The 19,658-nt window shown below is 48.5% G+C and carries 14 protein-coding genes; 5 read left to right on the top strand and 9 right to left on the bottom strand.

All coding sequences use genetic code 11. From position 1 onward, the window contains the following. Positions 1-720: 720 nt before the first annotated feature. From B5F83_RS03955 to B5F83_RS03945, 3 genes are all read right to left on the bottom strand, one after another. Positions 721-1,404, bottom strand: a complete 684-nt coding sequence (locus tag B5F83_RS03955) for a DUF2490 domain-containing protein (RefSeq protein WP_158094142.1) — start codon at positions 1,402-1,404, stop codon at positions 721-723. 125 nt (positions 1,405-1,529) lie between these two features. Beyond that, positions 1,530-1,979: an HD domain-containing protein gene (locus B5F83_RS03950; RefSeq protein ID WP_204207323.1), complete on the bottom strand. Its 450-nt coding sequence runs from the start codon at positions 1,977-1,979 to the stop codon at positions 1,530-1,532. A gap of 90 nt (positions 1,980-2,069) precedes the next feature. Then, complete coding sequence (locus B5F83_RS03945; RefSeq protein ID WP_143822452.1) at positions 2,070-3,344, bottom strand: porin; 1,275 nt, start codon at positions 3,342-3,344, stop codon at positions 2,070-2,072. Between the two features lie 195 nt (positions 3,345-3,539). Here B5F83_RS03945 and B5F83_RS03940 point away from each other — a divergent pair, with 195 nt between their 5' ends. The 5 genes from B5F83_RS03940 (at position 3,540) to B5F83_RS03920 (ending at position 11,320) form a co-directional block, all read left to right on the top strand. After that, positions 3,540-5,522, top strand: a complete 1,983-nt coding sequence (locus tag B5F83_RS03940) for a family 20 glycosylhydrolase (protein WP_087276764.1) — start codon at positions 3,540-3,542, stop codon at positions 5,520-5,522. A 35-nt stretch (positions 5,523-5,557) separates the two neighbouring features. Then, positions 5,558-7,936, top strand: a complete 2,379-nt coding sequence (locus B5F83_RS03935) for an ABC transporter permease (protein WP_087276281.1) — start codon at positions 5,558-5,560, stop codon at positions 7,934-7,936. A 343-nt stretch (positions 7,937-8,279) separates the two neighbouring features. Beyond that, positions 8,280-8,963 carry a hypothetical protein gene (locus B5F83_RS03930; protein ID WP_087325246.1) on the top strand — a complete coding sequence of 228 codons (684 nt, stop codon included), beginning with the start codon at positions 8,280-8,282 and terminating at the stop codon, positions 8,961-8,963. Positions 8,964-8,976: 13 nt separating this feature from the next. Then, entirely contained in the window at positions 8,977-9,840 is an 864-nt protein-coding gene (locus B5F83_RS03925) for a hypothetical protein (protein ID WP_087276286.1), read from the top strand. A 13-nt stretch (positions 9,841-9,853) separates the two neighbouring features. Then, positions 9,854-11,320, top strand: a complete 1,467-nt coding sequence (locus B5F83_RS03920) for a caspase family protein (protein WP_158094141.1) — start codon at positions 9,854-9,856, stop codon at positions 11,318-11,320. 124 nt (positions 11,321-11,444) lie between these two features. On the opposite strand, the gene B5F83_RS03915 is transcribed toward B5F83_RS03920, so the two are convergent. From B5F83_RS03915 to B5F83_RS03890, 6 genes are all read right to left on the bottom strand, one after another. Further along, the gene (locus B5F83_RS03915; RefSeq protein ID WP_239383817.1) at positions 11,445-11,954 is read right to left on the bottom strand and encodes a hypothetical protein; all 510 of its coding nucleotides are present in this window, start codon (positions 11,952-11,954) and stop codon (positions 11,445-11,447) included. After that, the gene (locus tag B5F83_RS03910; protein ID WP_087276292.1) at positions 11,955-13,169 is read right to left on the bottom strand and encodes an AAA family ATPase; all 1,215 of its coding nucleotides are present in this window, start codon (positions 13,167-13,169) and stop codon (positions 11,955-11,957) included. A 92-nt stretch (positions 13,170-13,261) separates the two neighbouring features. Continuing rightward, positions 13,262-14,719 (bottom strand): DUF4876 domain-containing protein, encoded by a 1,458-nt coding sequence (locus B5F83_RS03905; RefSeq protein ID WP_087276297.1) that lies wholly within the window; start codon positions 14,717-14,719, stop codon positions 13,262-13,264. 31 nt (positions 14,720-14,750) lie between these two features. After that, complete coding sequence (locus tag B5F83_RS03900; RefSeq protein ID WP_087276299.1) at positions 14,751-16,280, bottom strand: DUF6850 family outer membrane beta-barrel protein; 1,530 nt, start codon at positions 16,278-16,280, stop codon at positions 14,751-14,753. Between the two features lies 1 nt (position 16,281). Beyond that, the gene (locus B5F83_RS03895) at positions 16,282-16,704 is read right to left on the bottom strand and encodes a hypothetical protein (RefSeq protein ID WP_087276302.1); all 423 of its coding nucleotides are present in this window, start codon (positions 16,702-16,704) and stop codon (positions 16,282-16,284) included. A gap of 21 nt (positions 16,705-16,725) precedes the next feature. Continuing rightward, positions 16,726-19,533: a TonB-dependent receptor plug domain-containing protein gene (locus tag B5F83_RS03890; protein WP_087276305.1), complete on the bottom strand. Its 2,808-nt coding sequence runs from the start codon at positions 19,531-19,533 to the stop codon at positions 16,726-16,728. Positions 19,534-19,658 lie beyond the last annotated feature (125 nt).

Genomic DNA, 19,658 nt, shown 5'->3' with positions numbered 1-19,658 from the left:
GACTGTTTTCAACGAAACAAAATTAACAAATTTGAAAGCGATTCACAACAACCCCCCCTTTGACATAAGAGAGTTTTTAACTGTTTTCAACGAAACAAAATTAACAAATTTGAAAGCGATTCACAACATTTGTGTAAGCACATTTCAAACTATTTAAACTGTTTTCAACGAAACAAAATTAACAAATTTGAAAGCGATTCACAACTGGTTATGGCATTGGTGCTGATAATCCATATACTGTTTTCAACGAAACAAAATTAACAAATTTGAAAGCGATTCACAACTTGCTGTTTTAGCATCAGCAGTTTTGTGTAACTGTTTTCAACGAAACAAAATTAACAAATTTGAAAGCGATTCACAACAATACCCCCTTTGGCATAGACAAAATAAGTACTGTTTTCAACGAAACAAAATTAACAAATTTGAAAGCGATTCACAACAAGTAAAATCTGAGTAATCTTTTTATGAGAACTGTTTTCAACGAAACAAAATTAACAAATTTGAAAGCGATTCACAACAGGACGCTGGCGAGACTGTTGACCTGGAGACTGTTTTCAACGAAACAAAATTAATAAATTTGAAAACAATTCATGATAACAATTACAACAAAATAAATAATTGCACCGGCTGGCGGCTCCGGATTCTCGTGAATGAACAAGAATCCGGAGCCGTCATTTTCCTACCGCAAAACAACGGAAGCGCCCGAGAGGAACCTCTTCCTTACAGGCTCAGCACGTAGCCGAGTCCGAGGATATGGTCATCTGGAGAGGAAGTGAAATACTGCTGGTAGCGGTAATAGATGTTGAGCGTGTGCATACCGCCGCCGAACGGGATGCGGAGTCCTGCCGTATAACGCATTATGCCGACCTCGCCGGCACGGTAATCCGAAATGTGGAAGAAATTCTCGACATCGAAATAAGGGTCGATGGGCATGTTTTCGACATTGAGCTTTATGCCGAGCCGCGTACGGAGATACGATACGACCCGCCCGGAAGAACCTTCGGGACGGTCGGTATAGTAAATCTGCTCTATGAGTTCCCTCCAGGTAAGGCGGAACGGGCCCCAGTCCACTCCGGCAGTCCCGCCCGTATACCAGCGGTGCGCCTGCTCGTAATAATCGGAACGGTCTACATTCGAATACCTGTAACCTATTTCCGCAGTAAAATAGTCGTTGAATTTGTATTTAAGTTCCGGATTTATCCACCACAGGGCGATATTGCTGACATTGCTGTCGGAACGTATCTCGCAGTTGAGCGAGCCGGAGAAACCGCCGACAAACTGTTTCTTCAACGTCACTGAACCCCAGACACCGAAATCGGAATCCTTATGCTGGGCCTCCGCCACGGAAGCGAAGGACAGAAAAGACAAAAATACCAATGGACAGAATCGGGATGCGAGCCTCATTTTCAAACACATTTAAAACACAAAGTTATGAAAATTCAGAAGCTGTTTAAAAATTTTTCTCGGAAAATTCGAGACAGCATCCCAGAAGCCAACACCAAATGTTTAGAAACTACTTAAACGGCTTCTTATTCTTCCCCTACGGACAGAAGGAAGCGATACGCAACGAGATATTTGTTCAGACGTTTCAGGTCCTTTTCTGTGACCTGTTTCAACCGCGAAATATCCATATTGTCTTCGAGATCATGGATTTTCACGGCACGGGCCACGGCATTCAGGCTGCAACGCCTCACATAATCGGAATATTTTTCATCATCATAATGGGTCAGCGAAATGACCGCCTCGACAATCGTTCTCGGAAAACCCTCCGCAAGCAGGCGTTCCGGAGTCATGTCCGAGTCCTCCACCGTATCGTGGAGCAAGGCCGCTATGCGCTCCGTATCGTTTTTGCAGCGGCACGCCACCCTTATCGGATGGAATATATAAGGCGCACCCGCCTTGTCCACCTGACCTTCATGAGCTTCCATGGCCAGTTTCAAAGCCTTCTCCAACAGAATGTTCCCTACTTCATTTTTCATGACAACTTATGACAATATTGCAAATACAATCGGATTATACAACCGGATGGCCCAAAGCGGCCGGACGGATTGCTGACGGCGGCAGCCCCGCTACAGTCCGAGCTCAACCTGAAAACGCATCATCCACCTGTCATAACCGGGGTCGAGCGGATTCAGATAATGATTGTACGATATGTCGAACTGCACTTTCAGGCTGTGCCCTATCAGATACCTCGTCACACCGAGGGTCGTCTGGTTCCATCTGTCGTATCCGGCATATCCTGCAGGCCTCTTGTCCGCAAAAACCGTCGAATTGCGTGCGGCGACCTCCCATTTTCCATCGAAAAGATAGCTCGCCTGCACATTGAGTCCCGAACCGGTAAAGACATACGCCTCAGGACTTCCTTCGAAAAACGGGTCAGCCACATAGCGGCCCATATAGTCGATGCAGGCCGCGAAACCGCGGTATTTAATGATAAAATCCACAAAATACGAATTAATGTCCCTGTGCTGCCCGTCAGGCATCAGCCCGCCTTTCGTCCCCTGGAGCCTCTGCGCATTGTCATTGAACTGATAGGCGCCCGCAATCATCATCTTCACCTCCTGCTCATACGAAACATCACCCTCCATCAGTTCCCCGTTCCCGTGGAAACGCCCGAAAGGATAGAGTTCGAGCCTCCCCGTATAGGCAAAGCCCGCAATGGACGAAGAATTCCAGTTGCGCCCGTCCCCAAGGGTCACCGAAGCCTTGGCCGAGAGAGCGAAACCCTCAAGGCTACCGTAATTGTACTCGCCGAAAAATCCGAAGTCCCTGTCCACGTTGAATTCGCTGTTCACTATGCTCCTGTCCACGAATTGCAGGGCGCTGGACGAATTCACCCGTGCACGGTTCGCCTTGATTTTTGTCTGGCCGAAACCTATGTTCCAGGCCGCACTGTGCCTGTAATACACAATGGCGTCCCGCACAATGTTCATGTTACCGTTGGGAAGTTTCGCCGCATCATAACCCGAAAAGCCGAGCTGAATCGAATAAATCACCTTAGGGGAAAAGATATATCCGTCAAAACGCAGTCTGAGACGTTTCACCTGGGCCTCGGTCCGGGTAAGGGAGAAATCCTTCCCGAATGAAAGCCCGACCATGTTCTGCATCCTGAAACGCAGGGTCATTTCGTACATATTGTTTTTAGGCCGGAAGGTTATGCCTTTTCCGACCTCGATATTAGGAAGGTTTTCCAAATGTGTAAGAAGCTCCTCCCTGTTGTCCAGGGAATCGGCAATATATGACTGCAACCAGTCGAGATCCCTCTTCTTACGATTGTCCTCCTGTGCAAAAGCAGCCACAGGGATAATCACGAAAAAAATGACGACCAGCAAAATTCTGTTCATTGGCAGAAAAATTTACAAAATGAGATTTCCCGCAAAAATATGGATAAAAAGCCAATTGCACGAAAGAAAATTGTTACAATAAAATTACATATCGGAAATTTTCCGGAATTTAACTTAACTTTACGGAAATTATGATACTAATAACACTGAATGATAATAAATTACACTGACAAATCCGTTAAAACCCACCAGACAATGAAGTATCTGCTGCTCAGTGCCTTCTGTCTTCTGTCGCTCGCCATCCCGTACGCCGCTGCCGCACCATCCTCCAACGGCGTAAAACCGTTCGTCATACCGGAACTGAAGTCATGGACTGCCGGCGAAGGAAATTTTGAAACAGACCGGAAGCTCGCAATCTCCGTTCCGTCGGAAGATCCGGAACTCCTGAAAATAGCCGAAAATTTTTCAGAAGACTGGGAGGCAATGTTCGGCCACAGGCTTAAAATAACGGCCGGAAAGGGGGACATAATCTTCATGACGGACAAAGGCACAGGCCCCGGAGAGGAACATTACGGGCAAGAAGGCTACAGCATAGATATCTCCACCGAAACAGTAACCGTAACGGCCCCGTCCCCGGCAGGAATCTTCTGGGCCACAAGGACATTGCTCCAGATGGCCGACAACAGTTCGGGCAAAAGCCTTCCGGCAGGCAGGATTACCGACTGGCCGGACTACGGGATTAGGGGATTCATGATGGATTGCGGAAGAAAATACATCCCTATGGGTTATCTGAAAAAACTCGTCCGGATTATGGCGTACTACAAGATAAACACCCTCCAGATACATCTGAACGACAACGGATTCAAGCAGTATTTCGGTCAGGACTGGGACAAGACATACGCCGCATTCAGACTTGAAAGCGAGTATTTTCCCGGACTGACCGCAAGGGACGGTAGCTACGGCAAGGAAGAATTCCGGAATTTTCAGAATGAAGCTTCGGGGATGTTTGTGGAAATAATCCCGGAGATAGACGTACCCGCACATTCGCTCGCACTTACAAGATACCGCCCGGAGACCGGCAGCGAGGAGTACGGTATGGACCATCTCGACCTGTTCAGTCCCGCGACCTACTCCTTCCTCGACTCGCTTTTCACCGAATATTTGGGAGGTGACGATCCCGTATTCACAGGGCCGAAAGTCCATATCGGGACAGACGAATATTCGAACAGGGATTCATCTGTTGTAGAAAAATTCAGGGAATTCACCGACCATTATATCAGGTTGGTGGAAAGTTACGGAAAACAGGCCGTAATCTGGGGAGCGCTTACGCATGCGGACGGGAAAACTCCGGTAAAATCGGAAAATGTGCTCATGAATGCCTGGTACAACGGCTACGCCGATCCGGAAGAGATGGTCAGGCAGGGCTACAGGCTGATAAGCATCCCGGACGGATACGTATACATCGTCCCGGCGGCAGGATATTATTACGATTTCCTGAACGAAAGGTTCCTGTATGAATCCTGGACTCCGGCCCATGTCGGCGAAACCGTCTTCGAGGAAAGCGACCCCGCCATTGCCGGGGGAATGTTCGCCGTATGGAACGACCATGCAGGGAACGGAATCTCCGTGAAAGACATACATTACAGGCTGTTTACGGCAATGCAGACACTTTCCGCAAAGATGTGGAGCGGTGAAAACGTCACGCTGACCTATGACGAATTCGATATGGCAAGGAGGGATGTAAGGGAAGCACCGGGAATTAATGAGAACGGACGTATCGGGGCCCCGCGGTCCTGCGTTCTCGCCATGGACGAAGTAAGCAGCGGGCAGAAGATGCCGTACGGGGAAATAGGTTATGACTATACGGTAAATTTCACCATCGAGGGAGGGCATGAAACACCCGGAACAGAGCTGTTCCGTTCCGACAATGCCGTATTCTACCTCTCCGACCCAATAAGCGGAATGCTTGGTTTTGCAAGAGACGGTTACCTCAATACTTTCCGTTACCGCGTACACGAAGGCGAAAAGGCAGAAATAACAGTCAAGGGAGACTGCCGTTCCACCACCTTGATTGTAAACGGCAAGACGATAGACCGCCTTGAAGTCGAAAAACGCTGGCACGACGGAGGGAAAAGCGTGATGTACTACGTACCTACCCTCGTTTTCCCTCTCGGAAAGGCCGGTGATTTCGACAGCAGGATTACGGATTTCGAAGTATTCAATTATACGACGGAATAAATTATATGACGGAATAAATCCGGGAAAGAAATAAAATGAACGTTTTCAGGATAATACGCAGAAACATCTCACTTCACTTCATAAATGCCGCCGGGCTTTCTATTGTGACCGCCTCCCTCCTGCTGTCGGCAGGATACCTGCACAGGGAGCTGAATTATGACAGGCACAACACCGAATCCGAAAGGACGGCAAGACTCTCGATAGGTTTTCAGGACGAACCCGTCGACGGACGTATCTGGGGCGAAATTCCCGTCATGCTGCTAAAAGAGATTCCCGAAATCGAAGAGACCGCATCGGTTTTCCACATACAGTCCTGCGGATTCGATTACGGGGGCAGGCTCGTGACCGCACCGGATGTTTTTGCCGTGGACAGCGGTTTTTTCAGAATATTCGATGTCCGGATGCTCGAAAGCGCGGACGGAATCCCCGGCTCGGAACAGATAATGGTCAGTGAAAGTTTTGCTTCGAAACTCAAAGGAGAAAGCGGCCGCGACGTACTCATGTCCCCCGTCAGGACGGATTCGAGAAAACTCAGGACCGACACTTTCATTACCGGGATTTTCGAGGATTTTCCCGGGACCTCGCATTTTCATCCTGATGCAATCATTTACAGTTCAGAAGGTTTGGGCGATGTTTTCGCATACGTATATGTCCTGGTCAAGGAAGGTACGGATCTCCGGGAGCTTGCCGGCAAGATATCCTCCCTGTGGAACGAGGCCGGAATATACCCTCAGGGCACTGTTCCGAAAGCCATACTGACTCCATTGACCGACATCCATCTCCACAGCCACAATCTGCGTGAAATGGAGGTGAACGGGAATGCCACGTTCCTGTGGCTCATCGGAGGCGCAAACATGGTGCTTGCGATAGTAGTTCTTTTCAATCTCTGGCTCAACGGCTGCATCGTATTTTCATACAACCGCCGCTTCTACTATATCATGAGGCTGCACGGCGCACCGGTATCGGCAGTGCTCGCAAACGAAGCACGGATTGCGTTCGTCACAGGGACCATATCGACGGCGGCCGGCCTGTGTCTGGCACATCTTGCGGCACATTACGGGCTAATACCGCTGAAAATCCCTCCGGTGGCGGCAGCAATCATCTGCATTGCATTCCTCGCGGCCATCGTGACGGTTTCGCTCCTGCCTGCCCTCAAAGACACTCTCCGCACCCGTTTTTCAAACACCGGGGAAGTCCTGGAACAGATGCGCTTCTCCTATTCCAACGTGCGATGGATGGTTTCCGTCCAGTTTTTCATTGTGATTACGGTAATCACGGTCGCATCAGGAATCGGAATGCAGATGGGACTCATCGAAAAGACACAGTCGGGAGGGGCGGACAAAAACACCATTGTCCTGAAATGGCAGGATGACCAGGTCATGGAAAATTACGCCCTTCTGAAGGAGAGCCTGCTGAAACATCCGGAAATAGAAGCCGTCACTTCGGCGTTCCAGATTCCGGGGGATGCCATAAGGGACGGTGCGCAGGTAACGGCCGAAGGTTCAGGCTATCCGGTAAAGCTCCCCTTGCTCCTTGTCGGTGAGGACTTCATGGAATTTTTCGGCATCCGCATGATCGGGGGCAACGGGTTCTCGCCTATGGACATGGATTATCAGACAGAAAACGGCCTGCTGCACGACCGCATCGCGGGGAACTCATTCAGCGACCGCACCGAAGAATATATCATCAATGAAAAGGCCATGAGGGCCTTGGGGTTCTCCGACCCTCGGCAAGCGCTCGGAAAGACTCTCGGCATAAGCCAGGGGACTATCGACTACATACGCAAAGGAACGATTGTCGGAGTGTGCGAGGATTTCAATTACACCGGAGTTTTCGAGGATTCCGTTCCGCTGCTGATAATGCAACGCAACCTTTTCCAGTCCTGCATCATGATCCGCATGGCTCCGGAATGTTCGGAAGACGGGCTGGAAGTTTTCAACAAGGTGTGGGCCGGGGTAAACCCGCAGCGCGAACCGGATTATACCCTCATGAGCGACATTTTCAGCGGACAATACAGGAACGAGATGAATGCAAGGCGGCTGACCAGGCTGTTTTCCATATTGTGCCTGGTACTTGCCGACCTCGGACTCATTATTTTCATGGCTTTCATCATAAAGAGGAGAACCCGCGAGATAGCCATCCGGAAAGTGCAGGGAGCGAGTGTGCCCGGCATTGTCAGAATGCTCAATCTGGATTTGATACGGTATATAGCCGTCGCCTTTATCGTTTCAATCCCCGTATCGTGGCTCGTCCTGCACCGCTGGCTGGAACATTTTTCATATAAAATCCACATCTGGTGGTGGATCTTCATTGCCGCCGGAGCCATAGTCGCCGTCATCGCTTTGGGTTCCGTTTCGGTACAGAGCTGGAGGGCCGCAACCGCAAACCCGGTCAAAGGAATCGGGACGGAATGAGAGGTAGCGGGAAAGTTTTTGCCTGCGGTTTCAAAAATATGCATATATTTGTGACAAATATGGTTTAACATTGAGGAGGGTGGCCTCCTGAAAAAGACGGACGATATGTAACGGACATGACATAGTAAGACATATTAAAGGTATTTACTGTTGAGAGTGTAACCTTAAACTACCACAATTAAGAAAACACCGCATCGACAATAAGTAAATACTCATGCGCTAAGTGTGAGTATTCTTGTACGCGGTGTAGGCTGTGGTAGGCCTTAGGTTGCAGCAAAGATAACTCACACTTTTTTATGTTTTCCAACGGCGCATGAATATTAACCAATAAATAATTTCTGCTATGTTCAAAAAATTTTTCACTCTCGCAGCAATGGTCATTTCCATGACAGTGCTGTCCTACGCCCAGTCTGGCGATTACGAAGCTTTCATGAAAGAGCGCGAAAGCGTATCGAAGTATTCGAAGGAACAATTGACCCGTAAAGTATCCAAAGATGCGAGAAAGGAAGCGAAGGCCTATTCCAGGGAAGGATGGAAAGCCGCACCCGGTTCCCTTCCAATGGAAAGGCAGCTCGACAAGGTATATATGATGCAATATGAATTCGATGCCGAAACAGGTTTTCCAAAATACATAAGCGGAGGAGGCCAATCGACAGGAAGCAACTATGATGCTGCAAGGATGCAGGCGGTAAATCTCGCGAAAATAGAACTGGCCGGCAATATCGCCACCGAGATATGCGCCCTGATAGAAAGCCGCGTAGCCAACAACCAGCTGGAAGCCGGGCAGGCGGTTTCGGGCTCGGAAAGCGTAATGGGTGCGAAAAACATAATAGCCCAGAATATCGGCAGGACCATAACCGTTCTGGAACTGTACCGGGAACTGCCCGACAAGAACAAGGAAGTGCGCGTAATGATATTCTATAACGCCGATATGGCAAAGGCCGATGCAAAAAAGGCCATGCGCGAAGAAATGGAAAACAGGGCGGACGCTCTTGTCGAACAGATTGACGGCATTTTAGGTTTCTGATTGATTTTCTTAAATGAAAACCTTCATTATCCTTTCAGTCTGCCTGCTCTCGTTATGTTTCCGGGCAAACGCCTCCCAGCCGCCCAAGAGCGTGAAAATAAGGGGGACATATACTTATTTCGTCCCTGAGAACGTCTCTATGGAACAGGCCAGGAACACGGCAATCGAAAGGGCCCGGCTCGAAGCATTGGCCAAAGAGTTCGGGACATCGGTCTCGCAAATAAACACAGTCTCCATATCCTCGCACAATGAAGAATCGCAGACCGGGTTCCGCTCCATCGGCATGACCGAAGTAAAAGGAGAATGGCTGTCCGACATCGAGGAGCCTAAAATCGAAATCAGTTATCAGGACGGACAACTGATAATAACAGCGAGCGTGTACGGCAAAGCCCGCCGGCGCGACAATGCCGATTTCGACCTGCTCGTGAAGACACTCCGCAACGGCATCGAAAGCGAAACCTTTAAAAACAACGACCATTTTTCCATAGGCTTCAAGTCTCCGGTAAATGGTTATCTGTCCGTATACCTCCTCGACGACGAAGCCGGAACCGCCTATTGCCTGGTCCCTTATGAGAACGGAAACGGAAAAGCGAGGGAAATAAAGGGCAACACGGATTACAGGCTGCTCTGCACCGAAGACCCGCTTTACCCGTATGACGAAGAAACGATACTGACCTGCAAAGGAGACATGGAACACAACAGGCTTGTCATCATATTTTCCGAAAACGGGTTCATAATGCCTATTACGGAAACCGGAGAATATGTCCCGCAACTCAGCAGCGATGATTTCAGCGAGTGGCTGTATCGCAACAGGATGAGAGACCCGGATTTGCAGATAATGGGAAAAATCGTTGAAATAAGAAATGAAAACAATTGAAAAACATAACGTCATGAAAAATAAAATAATCTTAATCTGTCTGGCACTATGTGCTGCGGCAACCGCATGCTCGACCTACAAGGCCGGGATGGAACAGGCACAATACGACCCGATTCCGAATAAAATACCGACTCTGGAATATGATTATTCGTATGTCAATGTATTGGGAGGCAACGCCCAGTTCATCAACAATGTAGTCAACAGCGAAGTAGAGCGGAACATAATGAAAGAGGGTGAAAACCCGTTAGGCACCTTAGAGGTCAAATGCGAAAAATTCCACTTGAAATCAGGGTTGCTGTTCCCTATCCTTTCCGGAGGCACTCTGTTCATCGGCAACTTGCTCGGCATGCCTTTTTCTACCGGAAAGATAGATTTGGAGCTGTCATTTACGATAAAGAACCTCAACGGCGACATCATCAGGACATACGATTATTCGCAAACAGGGAAAAGCGCCCTCGGGTTTTATTACGGAGAAGATGTCTCGGTCAAGACCATAGAATTGTGCCGGAAGATAATGGACGAATTCAAGAGGGACGTATCTTTCGACTACGACGATATTTCGGAAGCATTGCACGACCCGGCCAACATCGGGGACAAAAACCTCGATTATGAACTGCTTGCCGATGCCGTAGCCCAAAAGATAGAGACAGACAGCCCGGGAGCCGTTTCAGGAAAATCCAAGGAAAATGCCGTAATAAAAAAATCCGATGTGGACATCAATATTCCGGTAACATCGCAAAAGGCGGAAAACACATTCGTCCTAATCATAGCGAATGAAAACTATTCGTATGTCGACAATGTAAAATACGCCCTCCACGACGGCGAAGTGTTCAGGGAATATTGCATAAAGACACTGGGAATCCCGGAAAGGCAGGTCTGGCTGTACAAGGATGCGACCGCCGGGGTGATATCTGGAGGCGTAGACAAAATGGTGCAGGCCATGAGCATCTTCGAAAACGCAAAGGCCATAGTGTATTATTGCGGGCACGGCATACCCGATGAAAAAACGGCCGAAGCCTACATAGTCCCTACGGACGGAAAAGGGACGAACACCGAAACCTGCTACAGCCTTAACAAGTTGTACAAGGCATTGGCACAATCGCAGGCGACGAGCGTAACGTATTTCCTGGACGCATGTTTCAGCGGAGCCGACAGGGAAGGCTCTATGCTCGTGGCAGCCCGCGGAATAGCGCGTGAGGCAAAGCGGGAAAAACTCGAAGGGCACACTGTTGTTTTCTCGGCTGCCTCCGGAGACGAAACGGCAATGCCGTTTGAAGACAAGTCGCACGGGCTTTTCACGTATTATCTTTTGAAAAAACTTCAGGAAACGAAGGGACAGGTAAATTACGGGGAACTCGCCGAATACCTCAAAGACAATGTCCGTAAGGAAGCCTTCCTCACAAATGAAAAGCTACAGACTCCGGTAATAGCGACAAGCGCCGAAATGCAGTCCGCCTGGAAAAGCATGACTCTGAAGTAGCAAGGCGACATTCCACTTGCGACATTCCACGAGGGCACATATTGCCCGATAAACACCGATAGCCATAGCCGGTTGATGTCCGGACATGGCCATCGTTTGGATTTTCACAATTCAAATTATATTTTTAAGCTTTAAGCAATATACTGCACCCTATTATCAACCTTACATCGTTCCTCTTTCTGAATCTTTGCATATATTCCTTGTGGCTAACCGCAAAAGCCGGATGCCTTTTATTGCATGCATACGCAATACGCCGCCTGAACTGTCTTATATCATGGCAGGACTTGAATATATCGATAGTAGTCTGCAACTGCTCTTCCACGGCATGTTTGATCCAATCCTTTCCCTGCACCTTCAATTCCACAAAAATTATATAGTCGTCATTATGGAGCATCGCATCACAGCGATTTTCCATACTTCCGTCATCCCGAATGATTTCAATCTTATTATCTACTGCCGCAAAACCGATTGATTTGCCGGAAATGTTTCTGACATCTGCAATCCACCTGTCTTTATTCCCTGGATTCGTATCTACATACGCCGGAGTTTTAGACGATTCATCCTCATCGTCACAAAGACCGAAATAGTTGTCCGAAACGATTTGCTCATCTTTGAAAAAATCTATTTTCATCATCTATCCCCTCAATTCATCTTCTATTTCCAATAGAGCATCAAAAGAAACATTGGTATCGTTCAATCTTTCATTAAGAAAATTGTCATCGGACGGAAGTCCTTCGTAATCATCAAGCCTGCATGCTTTACCGTTGTCCATCTCATAAACGACGACATCCGAGGATGCTATCTGGCTGTGTTCCGGAACTATTTCATTAATCCTTGCCCGCAACACTGTATTCCCTTCAGCCATACGGGCCAACGACTCGGCCTTGACTGCAAGAGTCAGATAACTTATGACATACGGGCTATGAGTCGTTAACAACAGGCGGTTCCCGTCCAGTGATTTTGCATTTTCCAGAAGTTCATACAGGACACCTTTTTGAGAATCAGGGAACAGGTTAAGTTCCATTTCTTCCACGATATTCACGAAACGCGTATATCTGAAACGGGATGAAATTGTACGAAGAGATGCCGCTTTAACCTCTTCGCTCAATTGATTATCGGTAAGTATCGACTCTACTTCTTTTTGCAAAGCCTCGCGTTCCCGGACGGACAAATCCTTGGCCTCCGAACTGTTGCGCACCATATCCAACAGGTTCTTCGATACCAGCAACAACGGCAGGGAAGACTGGAAACCGCTCGAACTTGCCGACAATTTGATTTCCTTGCCTTCTTCCAACTTCAATTTCGGCATATCGTTCAATACGTCATATTCGAAACCCACACTTTCAAAAGGAAGCATATAACCGCTTCTGATATTCAGTTTGGCCAGCCCGTATTCTTCGGAAAAAGCCGCCATGGATTGTCCCAGACCTTTAATCAAAGAAGGGTGATCCACACTGCCCAGTATACTTCTTTCGGCAGGGACATACATCACTTTCGATATGTTAAACACATCATTTCCGAGTTCCCTTTCCCAAACGCGCAAAACCCCCTCAGCGTATGAAAAAGAATAATGGAAACCGTCAAAATCTATAACAGTTGTGTCTGAAAAATAGTCATCGATGCCATTATAAGCGCAATATGTTTTTCTGAACCTGGCATATTGCGTTATATGTTTTTCGGTAAGGGAATGCCTCATCAACGATTTTTCCAACCACGAAAACAAGGAATAAAGTTTCGCAACCGTACTCTTGCCGGACCCTTGCCTACCAATCAGGATTGTAACCTTGTCAATATGGACTTCGGCTTCCTTTATCGGTCCAAAATTCTTAATATATAATCTTTCCTTCATCTTTATTTTGACTATAGATGCAAAATTAATAAAAAACGGCAAGTCCGGCTTATCATAAGCGTATAAAATTCTGACGGTTTCCAGAACAGCTTCTATTCGGCAAGGGACGGAGTGGTATTCGGAATGAAATCCGATGCAGAGTTGTTGGTATCGACAAGATAACCGTTTCCGTCCTTCTTTCTTATGACTGCCTTGCCGTAACGTCCGGGATCAAGGTCGGTAGTACCGCAATATGTATAGCCTGCATCAAGGGATGTATCGAACGAAAGAGTATAAAAAACTTCTTCAACACTCAGGTTGACAGCATCGAGCACCCATGAATTCGGAACAAGGTAAGCATTGGTGACATCCATCGTGAAATCCCCTGCTACGGTCTGGAGTATGTACTGCCCCTCCCAACGGTAATTTTCAAGGTAAGTATCCATCTCAGTACCTGCCGGAGGCATGGCTATGCAATAACCGTAAAAGCCCCTGTCATGCATGGACCATACTGTCATGGTGTAGCAGAACCATTTATCCATATTAGGGACATCGGGATTATCCACATCGAGGTAAGCCGAATTGGTGGATTCGTCATACCACTCGAAATCCGCGCCGGTAAGATCGAAAGAATTCGGATTCGTAGCCTTGTGATTCTGTGCATTGTTCACAATCAGCAGAGACCCATGAGGTTCGACAGGAACATCCGTACCATTGCCCGGCACTACATAGATGGCCTGCACTCCGCAAGACTCGGGACGTACATCCGGAGTGTACGTGACATCCTGGGCGGAATTGATTTTCGCTTCCATGACCATCAGGCCGTCGGCATACAGAAGTTCATCGGTATTGTTGGTTATCTTTATGTATTGATCACCATGGTACCTGTCCGGACTGCCCGTTTCCTCGACTATATTGCTCGTATAGAAAAGTTCTTCTATAAGAAATTCGCCTGGGAAGACGTTGCGCCAGCTTTGGGTGATGTCGAGTGTCATCAACGTCTCTCCCTTGCTGTTTACCAACTGTACCGAGGCAGTGCGGTCTTCTTCCGATGCATTTTCCCTAAACACAAGGACAAAGGTATCCTGCCCCTGCTCTCCGACCGTAATCCAATCGATAGCGGACGGGACGGCCACTACGTAAGAATATCCTTGCGGAGCATCAAGCGTAACTTCCCCGCCGCGTGCCCTGACAGTAATTTCCCGTACCTGAGGCTGTACCGGAGGTGTCTTGCGGGATTGTACCACCGTCAGACTGCCTTCCGCAGAACCTCCTTCGTTCACAGAAACGACCTTGACAGAAGCCGTACGGTCCGTAGCATCGGCATAAGCCGCAGCCGTAACCTCGACAGTCGCATCTCCGGAACCTGAAGCCGGAACGAATGTCAGCCATCCGGCAGAGCCTGGATCGACGGACCATTCGCCGGAAGTGATTATCTTTAAAGACAAAGTCCCTCCATCGGCAGTAAATGTCAGTTCGTCCGGTTCAAACCCGACAGTCGGTTTTTCAATTTCCTTCGTACATCCTGTAAAAAGGAAGGCAATCGCTGAAAACAAAAGTAATTTTTTCATTTTAAAAATATTTTAATTGATTGAACATATTTTAAAAACATATCCCCATTTTAATATCCGCCCGATTCCGGACATTGCCGGAAGAATAACGGAAAAATCCATAATCCGCACGGATGAAAACGGCCATCGTCCGGTTTAGGGAACGCTGTAGCCTTAACGAAGCCCTGCCGCCGTAAGCAGAGGAAGACAGTGTCGAAAATACGGCCCCGACCATCTCTGTCATGGCAGCCTCGGCCCCCAAAGGGGAAATGTCCAGAGTTCCGCCGGTAGAGACATAAGCCTCCGGAGAAAGCCCCGCCCTTATAAGCCAAGGACCCTTTACAACCGTAAAACTTACCGGGAAACGAAAAGATACGCCGCCGCAATCCATGACCCTGCGTGGATACAGATACTCGGACAAGAACGACCTCCAGCCTGCTTCCGGAGAAACGGACCATAAGGCAGAACCCCGCTTCCACTCCCGGTATCCGCCGGCAATTACGGAAAAATTCTTTGACAGATACATCCCATAACTTCCGAGCACATTGAACATGTTGGAAGAACCGTTGTCTATTACATTCTCATAACCAAGCCTCTGCCCGAGACGGCCCTGTACGTAGACTCCCAGGCCGTCTCCCCTGTACGCAGCATAAAGCGACAGGGAGGAAAGCGCAAGAGACGTAATCGGCACATCGTTCTGATTGCTGAGCAGCCTTCCGATTGTCAGAACATCATATTCCGCACCCGCCAGCCAACCCCGGCGGTTTTCGGGAACAAGCCCTATGGATACACAGTAACCGTTTCCCTTGTGATAGGTCCCGAGATAGGCTCCCGTTCCTGAAAACCGCTCATAATAAGTACCGAGTCCCGTCATCGGAATCTCGGAAGTATTTGCCCCGGACGGGTCGTAGAAATCCACATCGGATATCTGCCTGTACAGCCTTACGGAGAAAGCGGCTTCAAGAATATATTCTCCGAAAGAACAGCCGGCGGAAACAGCCGCCTTGAAATCAGAAGTAATATTGCGGGGACGCGGATCAATCCGACGATACTCATGAAGTGCACGATATGAGCCATAAACGCCATAACTGACAACCCCGTCGCGGCGCGAATATCCTCCGGAGAAAAAATATTTTTCATACGAAAGGCTGCCCCCTACCGTATCCGCCGTAACATAAGGATACAGCAGGAGAAAATCGGAAGAAGAGTTCCAAAGCACGCCGGCCGTGCGCCCGTTCACATATTCGACAGATGCGAAAGCCGCCGAGGCAGAGTCAAGCCTGAGCCAGGAGTCCGCCGTGAAAGCACCGGCATCGAAACGGTCGCCGAGCTGCATCAGCAAAGCCTCATTCTCGTCCCTCATCCTGTACGAGGCCCCTATCTCGGTATATGAAACGCCGTAACGGTACAGGGAAGCGGCCGGAGATGCCTCATAAATGCCCTTTCCGAAAACCGCTCCGGGACCGGACAACATAAAGGTCTTTTCATTTACATCCACCGTATCCGAAGCCGTCTGTCCGTAGCAAAACAATGCTTGGCAAACAGAAAACGCCACAGACAATATCCTGACTACATCTTTCATATCAATTCAGATAAGTAAGTTTCAACACAAGTGTTTCCTTGTCTCCGATCAGGTATACGGCATCGGCAGGCTGGCGGTGTGAAGCGCTCCTGACCCTTCTCACCGTACCGTCGCCGAAATCCGCCAAGGCGTCGAAACCCAGCAGATATACACCTTTCTGCACACGCATCGACCCGCGGCAGTTCACAAAACGCGGATAGGCATAGTTTTCCTTCGTATTCAGATTACGGAAAAACGATACATTTTCATCGCCTTCTACAGTGAGCAGTACGGCATTACGTCCGTCAGGCAACACGAGTTCGATATCCACTTCCGTAAAAACAGACTCCTCATCGAGCCTCGCGCAACCTGCGGACGTCAACATGCAGACGGCCAAAACCGCCGCCTTATATTTTAAGACATTTCCTATTTTCAACCTTCCCATGGCGTGGCATATTTTAACGTGTCATATTTTAAAATTAAGTTCCATTCCGAAATACGGCTGGACACTGCGGCGCACAAGCACTCCGGCCGAAGTCCGGTACGCAGGGGTCACATCCAGAATCTTATTGACAAAAACGGACAAGGACAATTTGTCGCGGAAAAGGGTTTTGGTAACTTTCAAGTTGACATTCATACTGAAAGGGACCGTATTGTATCTGAATACCGAAGGGTCGCTGTCCTGAATCAATTGAGCGAGCAAATCGTTTTCCGCCGACTCGTCCGTAAACTCGTGCCAGGTTCCCGAATTGTCTATATAATACTCCGGATACGGATTTACGTAAAGTGTCTGGCTTCCGGTAAACCAAAGGCACTGGAAGGAGGTAGTGAAAATCAGTCCGAGACGGGGGATCTGCGTATCGAAAGTAAAATTGGTATTGAACATTTCCCTTAGGTATCCGTCCGTTTCGGCATAATATCCTATATACGGATAGGTTTTTCCTCCGACATTGGAAAGCGGGCGGTAAAAATCAGGAAGGCTGTTGCGGTAGACAGTCCTGAACCACGCCCCTGTCACGATGATACGGGTCTTGATTGGACGTATCCTTGCAGAAACGAAACTGAACTCCACCCCTTCTTTCAATGTCCGGCTTCCATTGTCCGGGACACTGTATGTAGTAAGCAGTGTATCGAGCACGTATGGCACGTTCGAAAGGTCCGGAGGTCCGGTAAGCTGTGACGGATCGACCGACTGCTCGTCATAGTCCTTGGTAACGAAAGTGACAAGGCGGCCCTGATATCTGAAACCGGAAGTCATATCCTCACGGAAATAGGTAACAGACAGGCTGTTGTCTTTCCATGAGAAATCCCCTCTTATTTCCCATTTCAGATTGGTTGCTGCATCAAGGGCGTGATTGACAGGATCTATTTTGAACACTTTCAGGTTGATAAGACGTTTTTCAGGATCAGCCGGCCAGAAGTTCATTTGAGGAATATCGTAGTAAATATACTCGGGATACAGATAGTCCAATGTCGGGAATTTGGTATGCATGCCGAAACCTCCCGACAATGACACTTCAAAAGGGCCCCCGTCCAAGTCGAAGGACGGAAAATACAAAGTCGCATTCACCCTCGGATCCGCAAAGACCTTGCGGCTGAGGTCGTATGCACCGGACAAATTCAACAACATCGATGCCCTTAGCCCCAACATGGCGTCCAGCCTGAAACCGCCTCCAAGCACAATGTTCATATTGTCTTCAGCATATAACGAAAACTGATGCATGGCCGGAATGGAATTGAAAGCGCGGGGCCTCACGTTCATGTCCGGGGAAAACGGCCTTGTAACATCGAAAATCAGGCCCCGCCCATAGTTCTTGTCCATGCTCCATTCCGCACCGGCAAGCAGATTATTGCCGAATTTCGGGCCGCCGAACCTGAAATGCGCCGTACTTTTAAGAAAAGCATTGAACGGAATACCTTCTATTTTCATAGAGGCCTCATATTTTGCCGGAAGGGCTTCGACATTGTATTCTCCCTCCTCCCTTGCCGTCGAAAGCGGCACTTCGCTCCCGAGGGCCACATATTTCCACCTGTCAATCACATCCATGTCGGCAGATACGGCCGCCTTTAAATCGAAACGTCTGAAAAATCCGTTCCTGCGGGAAGACAGCCTGAAATCTCCGGAAAGGGCGAACCTGTTGTACTGTGATTTATAGCGTTCTACCGGACCGTGCGTTCCGAAGTCCAGATTCAGGTCCGATTTGGCATTGTCGAAAGAACCGGAATAATCGAAAGAACCGCCGGCAGAAAATACGAAATCATCATTCCCTGTCCAACTTCTGTTCACCCTGAACGAAGCCGACAGCCGTCTGTAGTTCTGCCTTGTATTGCGGGGATCGGCCTTGGCGTCCAAATAGCCTGCACCGATATTGATTTTTACAGGATCTTTCGTTCCGGATGTCTCGAAACCTTTTCCTACATAAAAAAGTTTGCTTTTCATATCGGATTTGAAACGGGCAGTCAGGTCACGACCTCCCCGCCTGCGCTTTATGTTCACCATTCCGCTGGTAAGGTCGCCGTATTCAGCCGAGGCTATGCCACGCACCACCTCGACGGATTCAATATCGTCGGCAGATATCGAACGCATGTCAACTCCCTGATTTACGAACGAACCGCCGTAACTGCTGTATGCAGGTGTGGACTGAAGATTGGCATTTGTACTTAAAGGTATGCCATCCATGGTGAACTGTGTTCCGAGAGAACTTGTGGTATAATTGCTTCCGGGAACAGAAGCTTCCCTCAGAGAAACTATCTGGGCAGACGAAAAGGCCGGGTCCGTAGCCCGCCCGCCTGGAATCAACTCAAGGACATCGGCTATGCTCGAAGGCTGGAGATGTTTCATGGCATCGACTCCTATGACGGATTTGGTGACACTTCCTCTCGGCTCCGTAGCAATGACCACAGCCTCGTCTATCAGCATAGGTTTGATATTTATTTTCACCGTAAAGGCCGAAAGCCCGGATTTTACCGTCATTTTACCGCAATCGAACATTTCTCCCATATAAAGGACCGTGATTCCATAGACTCCGTCCGGAAGATTGTAGAACCGGCAGACTCCGTGCATATCTCCTCCGGCCACCAACTTGCGCCCGCCTTCTTCAGAGCGGAGAAAACAATTCGGATAGACCAAAGGCTCACCAGTAACCTTATCGACGACCGATATTGAAAACACGTGTCTGTCATCGACATCCGCACGGGACAGCTGCATGTCCATGCAAAGGACACAGCACACAAGCAGAAACTTCTCCAGGATATGTATTGCCGCAAATCTCATAACGGCTGCAAAATTATAGCGGCCCGTGTGCGGCGACAATCCTCAAATATGATTAAAATATGGGAAAAAAGCATCATAAATAACTAATCTGCGAGTTTCGGGCATACAGTAATTTTGCATTGTAA

This window comes from Muribaculum sp. An289, from assembly GCF_002159555.1.
Classification (GTDB): domain Bacteria; phylum Bacteroidota; class Bacteroidia; order Bacteroidales; family UBA932; genus Merdivivens; species Merdivivens faecigallinarum.
The sequence above is the reverse complement of the archived record's forward strand: the minus strand, read 5'-3'. Positions and strand labels throughout refer to the sequence as shown.